We start from the raw sequence: 13,835 nt of genomic DNA, 5'->3' as shown, positions 1-13,835 counted from the left end.
CGTTCAGGACCGTCTTTCAAAAGAAAAAGGCCGGAAAAAATCCGGCCTTTTCATTCATGTCAATGACCCCGTTGGGGTCAGACCGCTTATCAGGAAACGACGAGTTCGCCTGCGGACATCTTGCCCGAGCGGCGATCCTGCATCAGCTCGTAGGAGAGCTTCTGACCGTCGTTGAGGGCGGTCAGACCAGCGCGCTCAACAGCGGAGATGTGCACGAATACGTCCTGCGAACCGTCGTCAGGCTGAATGAAGCCGTAGCCCTTGGTTGCGTTGAACCACTTTACTGTACCAGTCGCCATAACGATTTCCTTCCGTTGGCAAATTGTATTTGCACTGCAGGCAGTGCGGTCTTGGGTCGAATTTGAAGGAAAGATCGTCGTGTGCACCCGAAAAGGCGCCGAAGCTCTGGTCGTCAAACAAATATCGATGGGCGAACACCTAGGTTGGCAGGGGCCAAAAGTCAAGTTTCTTTGAAAAACGGTGTGATCTTTGTGAAGCGCGCCCAAACCGAAGCCGCTGAAAACAGGGCCTTAAACAGCAAAAACCCGGCGCGGGAGGAGGTGCGCCGGGTTCTTGAAACTGACTGACAATTGGGAGGAGGAGTATTGTCAGTCCAATCGGGCGACGCTGGGAGGAGGAGTGCGTCGCTTCGATGGTTTAAACATACAGGATATCAGCTCAAAAAACAGACACTTCATCGCAGCGCAGCATTGCATAAAACGCATAGCTACCTTCTGACGTCTTGAAGCTTGCCCGCTTACCGCCTAATAAATACGCATGACTATTGAATCCGTGAGAGCCTTCTTCACCGAGAAATTGCCGGAAGTGACCGTTATCGAAACGGAAGCCAGTTCAGCAACCGTCGCTCTGGCCGCCGAAGCGCATGGCGTCGAGCCGGACCAGATTGCCAAGACAATCTGCCTGAAGGCGGGCGATATCGTTCTTCTCGTCGTCGCCGCCGGCACGAAGCGGCTCGACAACCGGAAATTCCGCGATCATTTCGGGGCAAAGCCGCGCATGCTGGGGCCGGAAGACGTGGTTGCTGTGACCAGCCATCCCATCGGCGGCGTGTGCCCTTTCGGGCTGCCCTCACCTCTACCGGTGTTTTGCGACATATCGCTGAGAAACTATGATGAGGTGGTGCCGGCTGCCGGCGCCACCAATGCGGCGGTGCGGATTTCACCCGATGCTATGGCTGAATTGACGGGAGCGGAATGGGTCGACGTCTGCCAATGACGGCGATTTGATCCGACCTGGACTTAACCCCGCCTTAAATTGCCGCATTTAAACTCTTCATCCTGGATTAAGCATCGCGCGGGCATAGAAGCCTGAAGCTCCCATATGGGTGCGTGCGGTTTCGTGAATAAGGAGCAATTTCGGCTGGATGGCAGGCAAGGGCAAATCACGCGATCGGGTAGAACCTTCCTTCGGGGATTTCCACGAATCCGGTGATGACCTGCGCCTCGATGCCAGCGAGCGCATCAGCGGAACCGCAAAACAACCAGCAAAAAAAACCAAGCCGGCCTCCAGCCGCGCCAAACCGCAGAAAAAAGAAAAGCGGACTCGCAATTCCTCCGGTCGCGGTGCGACTGGCATTGTCCGCTCGTTGGTTTACTGGTGCATCGTGCTCGGTATTTGGGGCGGTATCGGCGTTGCCGGTCTTGTGCTTTATTACGGTGCGCGCATGCCAAGCGCCAGCAGCTGGTCCATTCCCGAACGCCCGCCGAATGTGAAGATCGTTTCGGTCAATGGCAGCGTGCTTGCCAATCGCGGCACGACAGGCGGCGAGGCCCTCGCGCTGGAAGACATGTCGCCCTATATTCCGCAGGCCGTCATAGCGATCGAGGACCGGAGGTTTTATTCGCATTTCGGCATCGATCCGCTGGGTCTCGGCCGTGCGATCGTGACGAATGTGCTGACGGGGCGAACCGTACAGGGCGGCTCGACGCTGACGCAGCAGCTGGCGAAAAACCTGTTCCTCTCGCCCGACCGGACGCTGGAGCGCAAGGTTCAGGAAGTACTTTTGTCCTTCTGGCTGGAGCATGAATTCACCAAGGACCAGATTCTCGCGATGTATCTCAATCGCGTCTATTTCGGGTCCAACGCCTATGGCGTCGAGGCGGCTTCCCGGCGCTACTTCAACAAATCCGCGCGCGACGTCAATCTGGGCGAAGCGGCGATGCTCGCCGGGCTTCTTAAAGCGCCGTCGCGCCTTTCGCCGGCGCGTGATCCGCAGGCGGCGGAAGAGCGGGCGCAGGTCGTGCTGCAGTCCATGCGCGATGTCGGCTTCATCACCGACGATGAAATCAAGACCGCCATGTCGCAGCCGCCGACCAAGGCGAAACGTTTCTGGTCCGGCGCCGAACATTACGCCGCCGATATGGTTCTGGAGGAAGTCCGCAGCCTGGTTGGGGAGGTGAAGCAGGACATCGTCGTCGATACGACCATCGACCCCAATCTGGAGCGCGACGCCGAAAAGGCGCTGACACATATATTGCAGGGCGACGGCAAGAAACAGGGCGCTTCTCAGGCGGCGCTGGTTTCCATCGATGGCACCGGCGCGATCCGGGCCGTGGTCGGCGGGGCCGATTATGCCGAAAGCCAGTTCAACCGTGCCGCCAAGGCGAAACGCCAGCCCGGATCGGCCTTCAAACCCTTCGTTTATGTGGCCGCGCTCGAATCGGGGCTTACCCCTTACACAATTCGCAATGACGCGCCGGTCCGCATCGGCAACTGGACCCCGGAAAATTACGAGAAGAAATTCCGTGGCGAAGTGACGCTCGCCACAGCACTCGCCAATTCGCTGAACACGATAGCCGCACAGCTGGTGATGGAAGTTGGCCCTGACCGGGTGACGCAGGTGGCGCATCGCATGGGCATCGAATCGGAGTTGCAGAACAATGCCTCCATCGCACTCGGTACCTCGGAAGTGTCGTTGATGGAGCTGACGGCCTCCTACGCACCTTTCATGAATGGCGGCTACAAGGCGACGCCGCATATCGTCAAGCGTATCACCGATGCCGATGGCAAGGTTCTTTACGAAAACAAATACGACAATCCGCCACGTGTGCTGAGTGAGGAAATCGCCGCGACCATGAACGGAATGCTGTCGCGCGTCATTACCGAAGGTACGGGCAAGGCCGCGCGCCTGCAAGGCTGGCAGGCGGCGGGAAAATCCGGCACCACCCAATCCTTCCGCGACGCACTTTTTGTCGGCTACACAAGCAATCTGACCACGGGCGTCTGGTTCGGCAATGACGACGGCACCTCGATGAAAAAGGTCACCGGTGGCGGTCTTCCGGCAAGGGCCTGGAAAGATTTCATGACCGCCGCCCATTCCGGGCTTTCGCCTTCGCCTCTCTTCGGCCTTGGCGCAGGTGCCGTGCCGCCGCTTGGGAAAATGCAGCAACCGGCACCCGAGAACGCGCCCTCCTCCATCGGCGACATCATTTCCAATGCGCTGGGCGGCAGAACGACGGACACCCGCGCCTATCCCGACGCACCCGCTTCGCCGAACCCGAATCAGCCTGATATGGCCATGCCGCCGGCGAACATCCCTTCCCGCGACATCGAACCCGGCTATCAGGCCGGCAACGGACCCGTGCCGCCGGCGGATATAGGCGGTCAATCACCTGCAACACCAGGACCGAAACAGACGACCCTACTCGACATTCTGATGGGAAATTGACCCGTATCAGGCATGAGCCGGCCAACTTCATGACCGATAGTTGAGCCCGTAGCCACACGCCACTTTCCGCAAAGTCCCCGGTTTTCCAGAGGCTTGGCCCTTCACACCCGCAGCCATGAGCGGAGAGGCCGCAAAGCCGCAACATATGCGTGCACCGGCATTAACCCTAGATTGCCTTTTACGCAGAGGCGGCTACATTTCGGGTGACTTTTTACGGTAAATGAATTATTAATTGTTCATATAAATTAATTTTCTTGTTTCAAAATAACTTTTCAGGGTTCCATATTATGCTGGGTACTAAAGGCTCATCGCATGCCGTTTTTTACGGCGCTCCCTATCCCGCGGCCGCCAGTTTCGAAACGGCGGAAATGCAGACGTCCAATTCGGATAAAAATCCATCTTCGTTGCAGCGCGGCCAGTTCGCGCTCAAAAGAACAATCGACATTGCAGGGGCGTCCATCGCCCTTGTCGCACTGGCGCCCGTATTGCTGACCGTTGCGGCGCTGGTCAAATTAGACAGCAGGGGGCCAGTTCTGTTCTCGCAGGTCCGCTGGGGCATGAACGGGCGAAAAATCCGCGTCTATAAATTTCGCTCCATGCGGACCGAACTGGGCGACGCCACCGGTGTGGCGCAAACGGTGAAGAACGACCCGCGCATAACCCGTATCGGCGCCGTTCTCCGCCGCACGAACATTGATGAATTGCCACAGCTTATCAATGTCTTGAAAGGCGACATGTCGCTGGTGGGGCCGCGCTGCCATGCCATCGGCATGCTGGCGGCCGGCCGGCCTTATGAGGAACTGGTTCCTCATTATCATATGCGGCACCAGATGCGGCCGGGTATTACCGGCCTTGCGCAGATGCGGGGGCTGCGCGGCCCGACGGATCGTAGTGACAAGGCGCGGGCGCGGATTGTTTCCGATCTTTATTACGTCGACAATTTTTCGGTCTGGCTGGATATCAAGATCATGGTCGGAACCGTGATTTCCGAATTGCGTGGCGGCAAGGGCTTCTGATCTTTTAAGGAGCAGACATGCCATAAAATGAAAAAGCCCGGCATCGCTGCCGGGCTTTTTTATGAAGCAGATCTGTGTCAGTTCGTCGGCGCGGGAGCAGCTGCCGGATCCGGCAGCGGCGCCGGGTTTGCCGACAGCGTGCGCAGATAAGCGATCAGATCAGCTCTTTCCGTTTCTTTCTTCACACCTGCAAAGCCCATGGCCGTTCCGGGAACGTGTTTCTTGGGAGCTTCGAGGAAGAAGCTGAGATGATCGTAATCCCAATGTACGGAACCGCCCTTGGAGAAATCCTTCATGCCCGCAGAATAGCTGAAACCTTCGTGGCTGGCGATCGGCCGGTTGACGATATCGAAGAGATTGGGGCCGACCTTGTTTGCACCACCACTCTCTCCGGTATGACAGCTCGTACACTTCTTGAAGACCGTTTCGCCCTTGGCAGCGTCGGCGCTCGCAAGCAATTGCGCGATTGGCGTCGCCGCGGCAGCCGTTTCTCCGCCGGCTGCTTCACCGCCGCTTTCTGCAGCAGCAATGGCGTAACCTTCCTTCTCGGGCGTAGGCGCATGGAAAATGCCCTCAGAGGCAATTGACACCGACATCAGGACAAAAACCGTACCCAGCAACGCCCCAACGCCCATATTTACATAAGAATTCATCTATATGCGCTCCCTCGCATCCGCTCCATATAACCGGGCATCTTGAAATTACTCGAAAGCTATGGCTTTTGCACAGCCTGCGCAACTTGAATAATGGTCCCCACTCCGTGACGTTTTGACACTTTTCGGACGGGATTTGAAGGGTGTCGGATGAAGAATCGGGATTTCGAGAAAGCTGTCGTCCTCATACCGGCGCGGATGGCATCCACACGCCTGCCGGGCAAGCCGCTTGCGGATATTGGCGGCAAGCCGATGATCGTTCAGGTGGCGTTACGTGCGCGAGAAGCAGGTGCGGAACGAATCATCGTTGCAGTCGATGACGAACAGGTTTTTTCGGCCGTTCAAAATGCCGGTTTCGACGTGATGATGACGCGGGACGACCATCAGTCCGGCTCGGACCGCATCTTCGAAGCGCTGCAAAAGGCCGATCCTCACGGCAACGCCGAATACGTCATCAATGTTCAGGGGGATCTTCCGACCATCGAGGCGGAGACGATCCGCGCCTCTCTGCGCCCGCTGGAGAACCCCGCCGTCGACATCGCCACGCTGACGGTGGAAATCACCGACGAGGATGAAAAAACCAATCCTAACGTGGTGAAAGTGGTTGGCAGCCCGCTTTCCGAGACGCGATTGCGCGCGCTTTATTTCACCCGAACCACCGCCCCCTATGGCGACGGGCCGCTTTACCATCACATCGGACTTTACAGCTACCGGCGTGCAGCACTTGAGACATTCGTGAGCCTTCCGCCCTCGCCGCTGGAAAAGCGCGAGCGGCTGGAACAGTTGCGGGCGCTGGAAGCGGGCATGCGCATCGATGCGGAAATCGTCCGCTCCGTGCCGCTCGGCGTCGACACGCCGCACGACCTCGAAAAAGCCCGCACCATTCTTGCAAGCAGAACTCTTTGACGGAAAATTTCATGACCTTGAGCACAAATCGCATTGCCTTTCAGGGCGAATTCGGCGCGAATTCCGACATGGCCTGCCGCGACATGTTCCCGGATATGGAGCCTCTGCCATGCCCCACTTTCGAGGATGCCTTCAACGCCATTGAAAACGGCGAAGCCGATCTCGGCATGATCCCGATCGAAAATACGCTGGCCGGCCGCGTCGCCGATATTCACCATCTGCTGCCGGAATCGCGCCTGCACATCATCGGTGAATATTTCATGCCGATCCGCTTCCAGCTGATGGTGATGCCGGGTGTAAAAAAAGACGAGATCCGCACCGTCCACAGCCACATCCACGCGCTGGGCCAGTGCCGCAAGATCATCCGTTCCAATGGCTGGAAGCCGGTTATCGCCGGCGACACCGCGGGTGCGGCCAAGCAGGTTTCCGAGAAGGGCGATCGCAGCATGGCGGCCTTGGCACCACGCCTTGCGGCCGATCTCTATGGTCTCGATATTCTGGCGGAAAATGTCGAAGATTCGGAAAACAACGTCACCCGTTTCGTCGTGCTGTCGCGTGATGAAAACTGGGCCAAGCGCCAGTCTCGCGACAATTCTACCGACGAAATCATTGTCACGACCTTTGTTTTCAACGTGCGCAACATTCCGGCTGCGCTCTACAAGGCCATGGGCGGCTTTGCGACGAACGGCATCAACATGACGAAGCTGGAGAGCTATCAGCTCGGCGGAAAATTCGTCGCAACGCAATTTTATGCCGATATTGAAGGTCATCCGGATGACGAGCCGGTACGGCATGCGCTGGACGAGTTGCGCTTCTTCTCAGAAAAAGTCCGCATTCTCGGCGTCTACAAGGGCCATGCTATGCGCGGCAAGCTCAACCAGAGCTGAGCCTGCCGCAACGCGCTTCATTTCGTCCATTCCACCCAGTCGCGCATCAGCCGGTGCGCGATGGCGCCACCCGGAGGGGCGGAAAAACCTTCGCCCGTCGCCGTCTCCAGCATCGCGGCCACCTCAGTGCGCGTAAACCACCGGCAATCCTCCAGTTCGATCTCGTCACGGGCGATATCGAAAGAGAGCGCTTCGGCATAACAGCCGATCATCAGCGTATGCGGCATCGGCCACGGCTGGGAGGCGTGATAGCGCACGCGGCCGATGTCGACACCGGATTCCTCATGCGTTTCACGGCGAACGGCCTGCTCGATGGTTTCACCCGGTTCAACGAAGCCGGCGAGGCAGGAATACATGCCCGGCGCAAAATGGGCGCCACGACCAAGCAGGCAAAGATCGCGCTCGATATCGATCGTCATCATGATGACGACAGGGTCGGTTCGCGGAAAAATAGTGTGGTTGCAGGCAGCGCAGATCCGCTTGTAACCGCCGATCCGCAGCTCCATGCTCCCGCCGCACTTCCCACAAAAGCGATTGTCACCATTCCAGTGCGTGAGGCTGACAGCCTGAGCAACTTCGCTTAGCAATTCCTCATCGAGCAGATGATCGCGGTAAAGCGTGCGGGCGTCGGCAAGCTTGTAATGGCTCGCCAGATGGTCTTCGGCGACGGCAACCGGCACGGCGATTCTCGGCTCGCCGGTTTCACGGTATCCCAGCAGCACGGCATTGTCGAAATCCGGCTGCAACTCGGCCAGCTCATAGGCGGAGAACAGGGGATCGATGACCTGATCATCGTGCTTCAGGACAAGCCGGTTACCGGAGAAGGCAAAAATATGGGTGCCGTCGATTTTCAGCGCATCGGCAACGCACTCTTCCGTACGCTTTTCGGCGAAACGGTCGAGGGCATTTTTAGAAAAAGCTGTCAGCAGGCTTGCTTCGGGATGGGGAGCGTTGGTTTCGAAAATTGTCATTGACATCATCAGAGCGCGCCGGAGATTTTTTTCATCAAAGTTTCCTTTTCACCCGCCGCATAAGGCACCGGCGTTCCGTGACCCCAGATGGGGCCGGGCCAGCAGGTGTCGCCTTCGTTGCGGGCGATAATATGAACATGAAGCTGCCGGACGATATTGCCAAGCGCACCGACATTGATCTTGATGGCCCCCGTGACTTCTTTCAGCGCAGCGGCGACGAGATTGGTCTCAAATGTCAGCATGGCCTGATCGAGCGGGGTAAGGTCGAACAATTCGCTGACACCGTCTCGCTGGGGCACCAGCACCAGCCAGGGCCAGCGGCTGTCATTCTGCAAACGCAATTCGCATAGCCCCAAACGCGTCACAAGCACGCTATCGCGTGCCAGCCTGTCGTCCAGCCGGAATGTCTCCAAGGTGTCCTCCATGTTTGTTTTCATTGTGATAGCAGTTTTTTGAAGGCTTGGCTTGCATTTGCTGTCGATATTGCCGATATGTGGCCCCGGGAGGTTGGTGGTGGACGAGCCACTCGCCAACCGGGTCAGGTCCGGAAGGAAGCAGCCCTAACGAGCCCGGCACGGGTCGCCGTGCCAGCCTCCCACCTTTTTTTAAAAGACGTGCTCAGCTTTCGCCGGGCCAGTTCAGCGCCCCAAGACAAACTGGCAAAACAAACTGGCGAGGCAATGAGCGATACCGTACCCACCACACCAAGCGAATCCCAGGTCGGGACCGGCTACCGGGTACTGGCGCGCAAATATCGCCCGAAGGATTTTTCCGATCTGATGGTCGGCCAGGAGCCGATGGTCCGCACGCTGACCAATGCGTTCGAGACCGGCCGCATCGCGCAGGCCTATATGCTGACTGGCGTCCGCGGCGTGGGCAAGACCACCACGGCCCGCATTCTCGCCCGCGCGCTGAATTACAAGACAGACACCATCGACAAGCCAACCATCGACCTGCGTATCCCCGGTGAACATTGCCAGGCGATCATGGAAGGCCGACATGTCGACGTGATCGAGATGGACGCCGCCTCCCATACGGGTATCGATGATATTCGCGAGATCATCGAGCAGGTGCGGTATCGCCCGGTCTCGGCGCGCTACAAGGTCTACATCATCGACGAAGTGCACATGCTGTCGACGCAGGCTTTCAACGGTCTTTTGAAGACCCTGGAAGAGCCGCCGGAGCATGTGAAATTCATCTTCGCGACCACCGAAATCCGCAAGGTTCCGATCACCGTTCTGTCGCGGTGCCAGCGTTTCGACCTGCGCCGCATCAGCGCTGCCGATCTCGTCGGCCTGTTCACCGCCATTGCCGGCAAGGAAGGTTTTGAGGCTGAGCCGCAGGCGCTGTCGATGATCGCCCGTGCAGCCGAGGGTTCCGCGCGTGACGGCCTTTCCCTGCTCGATCAGGCAATTGCCCATGGCGGTGGCCGTGTGGAGGCCGAGGCGGTGCGCGGCATGCTGGGCCTTGCCGACCGGGCGCGCATCGTCGATCTTTTCCAGCATATCGTCAAAGGCGATGTCGCGGCAGCCCTTTCGGAATTCAACGGCCAATATGAGGCCGGCGCGAACCCCGTCGTCGTGTTGAACGACCTTGCCGATTTCACCCATCTCGTCACCCGCATGAAATATGTGCCTGACGCGGCAGACGATCCTTCTCTTTCCGAAATCGAACGCGTGCGTGGTGCGGAATTTGCCGAAACCATCGCGGTAACCGCGTTGTCTCGCATCTGGCAAATGCTGCTGAAGGGCATTCCGGAAACGGAAAATGCCTCGCGGCCTGCGGGTGCTGCCGAAATGGTGCTGATCCGGCTTTCTCATGCCGCCAATCTGCCCGCACCCGAAGATGCGGCACGGCGGCTGCTTGAGCTTTCCAACGGTGATGGCGGCTATGCCAACGGCGCGCCTGCGGGCGGCGGTAATGGTGGCGGGGCGCGGGCCTATTCGTCAGCGCAAACCGTGGCTGCGGCAAGACCTGTCGATCTTCCCGCCCAGCGCCCGGCAACGCCGCAGACGTCTGCAATTTTGCGCGCCGTTCCCGACAGCCGGCCGCAGGACATGCAGATCGCCGCACCAAAGACCGAAGAACGGCCGGAGCCGAAAGTTCCGGTTAATTCGATGCAGGATATTGCCGATCTCTGCCAGAAAAATCGCGATCCCGTCATGCGGGCGAAGGTCCGCAACTTTGTCCGGCTGGTTCGACTGGAACCGGGCCGGCTCGATATGCGGCTTGGCGATGGCGCCCCCGGCTCGCTGCCCGGCGAGCTTGGCGTGAGGCTAAAGGAGTGGACCGGTATCCACTGGATCGTCAGCCTCAGCAAGGAAGAGGGTCAACCGACGCTGGTGGAGGCCGAGGGCAACGCCCGCGACGCCCGCCTTGTCGATGCGAGACAGGATCCGGACGTCGTGGCCATTCTCCAGCAATTTCCTGGCGCAAAAATCACCGATGTTCGCATCCGGGCTGTCGAACAGGACGAGGCGGAAGAAATCGCCCCGCCATCGGTTGCCGAATCGAGCGAAGGCGACATCCTTCCCGGCGACGACATCGAATTTTAAACGAGAACAAAAACAGGAGTTTGGCACATGCGCGACATCATGGGCATGATGGGCAAGGTCAAGGAAATGCAGTCCAAGATGGAAAAGGTGCAGGAAGAAATCGCCGCCCTTGAAGTCGAAGGCAGGGCCGGCGGCGGTCTGGTAACCGTCATTCTCAACGGCAAGGGCGAAATGCGCAGCCTGAAAATCGATCCTTCGCTATTGAAGGAAGACGAGGTGGAAATTCTCGAGGACCTGATCGTGGCGGCCCATAAGGACGCCAAGGGAAAGGGCGAAGCACAGGCGCAGGAAAAGATGGCGGGCCTGACCGCCGGTCTGCCGCTGCCGCCAGGCATGAAGTTGCCGTTCTGATATCATATCGACTGAAGAGGATGGCGAAACGCTGTTGAGCATTCGCCGTCCTCGTCTCAAGGCAGAGTTTAGGCCTCCAGCATCGCGCGAAACCGGCTGGCAAGCGGCGTTTCCAGATAGGCCATGCGCTCGGCTGCATTAAGCTGCATGGGACGAAATCGCTGGAGAATAGTCGGTATCGGCAGTTTCGTTCCCTGATAGGGTTCGAAGACGATATCCTCGCCGGCAGCGAGTATTCCGCCTTTCAGCACGCGGCAATAAAAACCCGGCTGGCCCGCCTGCCGGAAACGCGGGGCGAAATCGGGATCGCCGATCCGGGCCGAAAGGGTGGCGCAGGGAATGCGGGCAGCGGTTACCTCCAGCACGACTTCGCGGGCCGAGAACCTGTCGCCGACATGGAGTTTTGCACTGTCGACAGCTTCCAAAACTAGGTTTTCGCCAAAAAATCCCGGTTCGACCACGAAGCCCAGGGAGCGGGACCAGAAATGCAGATCGACGGACCCCATGACGTAAATCGCCTGATCCGGCCCGCCGTGATGTTTGCGATTGCACACGGCATCGCTGACGATACCTTCGGCATCCACCAAGACCGGGCCTTGCACGGGATGTTTGAAGATGCCCGTCTTCGTCGTCTTTCCCGGCAGCTTTTTGGCCTCGCCCCGGCACACCGCCTGTATTTTCATGAACTGCCCTTCGCGCTTCATGATTCCCGTTTCCCGATTTATGCAGTAGAAAGCGCTCATGGCAAAACGAGTCACCGGTCCGGAAATCGAAAAACTGATCCAGCTTCTGGCAAAAGTGCCGGGACTTGGGCCCCGCTCGGCACGGCGGGCGGCGCTGCATCTCATCAAGAAGAAGGAGCAGCTTCTCGGGCCGCTGGGCCACGCGATGGGCGAGGCCTATGACAATGTCAAAATCTGCTCCTGCTGCGGCAATGTCGACACCATCGATCCCTGCACCGTCTGCGCTGACGACCGGCGCGACCAGTCAGTCATCATCGTTGTCGAGGACGTCTCGGATCTGTGGGCGTTGGAACGGGCGGGCGCGATGAACACCGCCTATCATGTGCTGGGCGGCACGCTATCTCCGCTCGACGGTGTCGGGCCGGAAGATTTGAACATCAAGGGGCTGATCGATCGTGTCAGCGTCGGTGGCATTCGCGAGCTTATCATCGCCGTCAATGCGACGGTTGAGGGGCAGGCAACCGCCCACTATATCACCGACCGTCTCTCCGATCTCGGCATCAAGATCACCCGGCTTGCGCATGGGGTGCCGGTGGGCGGCGAGCTGGACTATCTCGACGAAGGCACATTGACGGCGGCGCTTCGGGCCCGCACGACGATCTGACGCCTTCCTTCACTCCCCACGCCCCAAAGAGGAGACCGAATGCGAAACCGATTTGATTGTTTGTCCTGGCGCATTTCCGGACGGAAAACCGAGCTCCACTTTTCCCGGAAAAGCTTCAAGGCACTGGCCGCCATTCTTTCCGTTTTTTCAGCGACGGCGGCCATGGCGCAATCTGTACCAACCGGTGCAGCTGCTGCCCGATACGACGCCGAATTCAATACGTGGCTGAAAAAGGAAATCTGGCCGGAAGCACGCAAGGCGGGTATTTCGCAAAAGACGCTCGATGCTGCGCTGAGCGGTCTCTCCATCAACTGGAAGCTGCCTGATCTCGTCATCCCTGGCCAGAAACCGCCGAAGGAACAAAGCCAGAGCCAGGCCGAATTCTCCTCACCGGGCGCCTATTTCTCCGAGAAGCGACTGCAGGGGCTTGCCGGCACCGGTCGGTCGCTTGCGGCAACCCATGCCACCACCCTTCGTCGCATCGAAGCGAAATATGGCGTGCCCGGCGATATCATCGTGGCGATCTGGGGCCGTGAATCCGGTTTCGGTCGTGCGAAATTGCCGCATTCGGTGGTCGATGTGCTGGCCACGAAGGCCTATATGTCCACCCGCAAAGAGATGTTCCGTACCGAGCTGATCGATGCTCTGAAGATCGTCGAAAGCGGCGATATCGCAGCCTCGCGCATGATGGGCTCCTGGGCCGGCGCACTCGGCCAGCCGCAATTCATGCCGTCGAGCTATCTCAAATATGCGGTGGATTTCGATGGCGACGGCCGGCGCGATATCTGGAGTTCCGTACCGGATGCGCTGGCATCCATAGCGAACTATCTTTCTCAGCGCGGCTGGCAGCGCAATCGCGACTGGGGTTTCGAAGCCTCGATCCCGGCCAATGTCTCCTGCGCGCAGGAAGGTCCGGACCTTGCAAGGCCGGTGGCCGACTGGGCGAAGATGGGCATCACCCGCATTTCCGGAAAACCCTTTCCGGCCAATGACCTTACCGCCGATGGCATGATGCTGGTGCCGGCCGGGCGGCATGGGCCGGAATTCGTGGTGACGCCGAATTTCTACGTCATCAAGGAATATAACAATTCCGATCTCTACGCGCTGTTCATCGGCAATCTCGCCGACCGCATCGCCCATGGGGCGGGGCCATTCAAGGCGGAATGGGGCAATGTCGGATCGATGCTGCGATCGGATGTTCTGGCCATGCAGAAGGCGCTGGTTGCCAAAGGTTACGATGTCGGCAAGGCGGACGGGCTGGCGGGCTTCAAGACGCGCCGCTCGCTCGGCGACTGGCAGGCGAAAAACGGCTTGGCGCCTACCTGCTTTCCCGATGCGACGCTGAAGGCTAAACTGAAATAGCGGATTGCTGGCGAAGCACAGACCTTTCCTCCGTCATGCTCGGGCCTGTCCCGAGCATCTGCAACCTATCATGCTGCCGATAGGGGATTGGATTCTCGG

General features: G+C 58.8%; 14 protein-coding genes and 1 other RNA gene. 10 read left to right on the top strand and 5 right to left on the bottom strand.

Annotated elements, in window-relative coordinates; translation table 11 throughout:
• Positions 1–89: 89 nt before the first annotated feature.
• A complete protein-coding gene (locus tag AKG12_RS19475; protein WP_046799124.1) occupies positions 90–299 on the bottom strand; it encodes a cold-shock protein in 210 nt (69 codons plus the stop codon).
• Between the two features lie 478 nt (positions 300–777).
• Between AKG12_RS19475 and AKG12_RS19465 the strand changes: the two genes are divergently transcribed.
• The 3 genes from AKG12_RS19465 (at position 778) to AKG12_RS19455 (ending at position 4,704) form a co-directional block, all read left to right on the top strand.
• A complete protein-coding gene (locus AKG12_RS19465; protein WP_046799123.1) occupies positions 778–1,236 on the top strand; it encodes a YbaK/EbsC family protein in 459 nt (152 codons plus the stop codon).
• 148 nt (positions 1,237–1,384) lie between these two features.
• Positions 1,385–3,688 carry a transglycosylase domain-containing protein gene (locus tag AKG12_RS19460; protein WP_052820119.1) on the top strand — a complete coding sequence of 768 codons (2,304 nt, stop codon included), beginning with the start codon at positions 1,385–1,387 and terminating at the stop codon, positions 3,686–3,688.
• A 287-nt stretch (positions 3,689–3,975) separates the two neighbouring features.
• The gene (locus tag AKG12_RS19455) at positions 3,976–4,704 is read left to right on the top strand and encodes a sugar transferase (RefSeq protein ID WP_052820118.1); all 729 of its coding nucleotides are present in this window, start codon (positions 3,976–3,978) and stop codon (positions 4,702–4,704) included.
• A 77-nt stretch (positions 4,705–4,781) separates the two neighbouring features.
• Here AKG12_RS19455 and AKG12_RS19450 read toward each other — a convergent pair whose 3' ends face one another.
• Entirely contained in the window at positions 4,782–5,357 is a 576-nt protein-coding gene (locus tag AKG12_RS19450) for a c-type cytochrome (RefSeq protein ID WP_046799120.1), read from the bottom strand.
• Positions 5,358–5,507: 150 nt separating this feature from the next.
• On the opposite strand from AKG12_RS19450, the gene AKG12_RS19445 reads away from it, so the two are divergent.
• Both AKG12_RS19445 and AKG12_RS19440 read left to right on the top strand, forming a co-directional pair.
• Positions 5,508–6,263: a 3-deoxy-manno-octulosonate cytidylyltransferase gene (locus AKG12_RS19445; protein WP_046799119.1), complete on the top strand. Its 756-nt coding sequence runs from the start codon at positions 5,508–5,510 to the stop codon at positions 6,261–6,263.
• Positions 6,264–6,274: 11 nt separating this feature from the next.
• Positions 6,275–7,150 carry a prephenate dehydratase gene (locus AKG12_RS19440; RefSeq protein ID WP_052820229.1) on the top strand — a complete coding sequence of 292 codons (876 nt, stop codon included), beginning with the start codon at positions 6,275–6,277 and terminating at the stop codon, positions 7,148–7,150.
• A gap of 17 nt (positions 7,151–7,167) precedes the next feature.
• On the opposite strand, the gene nudC is transcribed toward AKG12_RS19440, so the two are convergent.
• A complete protein-coding gene (gene nudC / locus AKG12_RS19435; protein ID WP_046799420.1) occupies positions 7,168–8,127 on the bottom strand; it encodes an NAD(+) diphosphatase in 960 nt (319 codons plus the stop codon).
• Between the two features lie 2 nt (positions 8,128–8,129).
• Positions 8,130–8,558, bottom strand: coding sequence for an HIT domain-containing protein (locus tag AKG12_RS19430; protein ID WP_175414535.1), 429 nt, complete (start codon positions 8,556–8,558; stop codon positions 8,130–8,132).
• Between the two features lie 65 nt (positions 8,559–8,623).
• On the opposite strand from AKG12_RS19430, the gene ffs reads away from it, so the two are divergent.
• The 3 genes from ffs (at position 8,624) to AKG12_RS19420 (ending at position 11,027) form a co-directional block, all read left to right on the top strand.
• Positions 8,624–8,720: signal recognition particle sRNA small type (gene ffs / locus AKG12_RS29535), an RNA gene on the top strand.
• Positions 8,721–8,801: 81 nt separating this feature from the next.
• Positions 8,802–10,676: a DNA polymerase III subunit gamma/tau gene (locus AKG12_RS19425; protein ID WP_052820116.1), complete on the top strand. Its 1,875-nt coding sequence runs from the start codon at positions 8,802–8,804 to the stop codon at positions 10,674–10,676.
• Between the two features lie 27 nt (positions 10,677–10,703).
• The gene (locus AKG12_RS19420; RefSeq protein WP_052820115.1) at positions 10,704–11,027 is read left to right on the top strand and encodes a YbaB/EbfC family nucleoid-associated protein; all 324 of its coding nucleotides are present in this window, start codon (positions 10,704–10,706) and stop codon (positions 11,025–11,027) included.
• Positions 11,028–11,095: 68 nt separating this feature from the next.
• Here the strand turns inward: AKG12_RS19420 and AKG12_RS19415 are convergent, their stop codons facing one another.
• Positions 11,096–11,731, bottom strand: coding sequence for an MOSC domain-containing protein (locus AKG12_RS19415; RefSeq protein ID WP_052820114.1), 636 nt, complete (start codon positions 11,729–11,731; stop codon positions 11,096–11,098).
• Positions 11,732–11,768: 37 nt separating this feature from the next.
• Here AKG12_RS19415 and recR point away from each other — a divergent pair, with 37 nt between their 5' ends.
• Both recR and AKG12_RS19405 read left to right on the top strand, forming a co-directional pair.
• Complete coding sequence (recR, locus tag AKG12_RS19410) at positions 11,769–12,374, top strand: recombination mediator RecR (RefSeq protein ID WP_052820113.1); 606 nt, start codon at positions 11,769–11,771, stop codon at positions 12,372–12,374.
• 123 nt (positions 12,375–12,497) lie between these two features.
• Positions 12,498–13,736 carry a lytic murein transglycosylase gene (locus AKG12_RS19405; protein WP_502688811.1) on the top strand — a complete coding sequence of 413 codons (1,239 nt, stop codon included), beginning with the start codon at positions 12,498–12,500 and terminating at the stop codon, positions 13,734–13,736.
• The last annotated feature ends 99 nt before the right edge of the window (positions 13,737–13,835 follow it).

This window comes from Agrobacterium sp. SUL3 (assembly GCF_001263295.1).
Taxonomy (GTDB): domain Bacteria; phylum Pseudomonadota; class Alphaproteobacteria; order Rhizobiales; family Rhizobiaceae; genus Agrobacterium; species Agrobacterium tomkonis.
The sequence above is the reverse complement of the archived record's forward strand: the minus strand, read 5'-3'. Positions and strand labels throughout refer to the sequence as shown.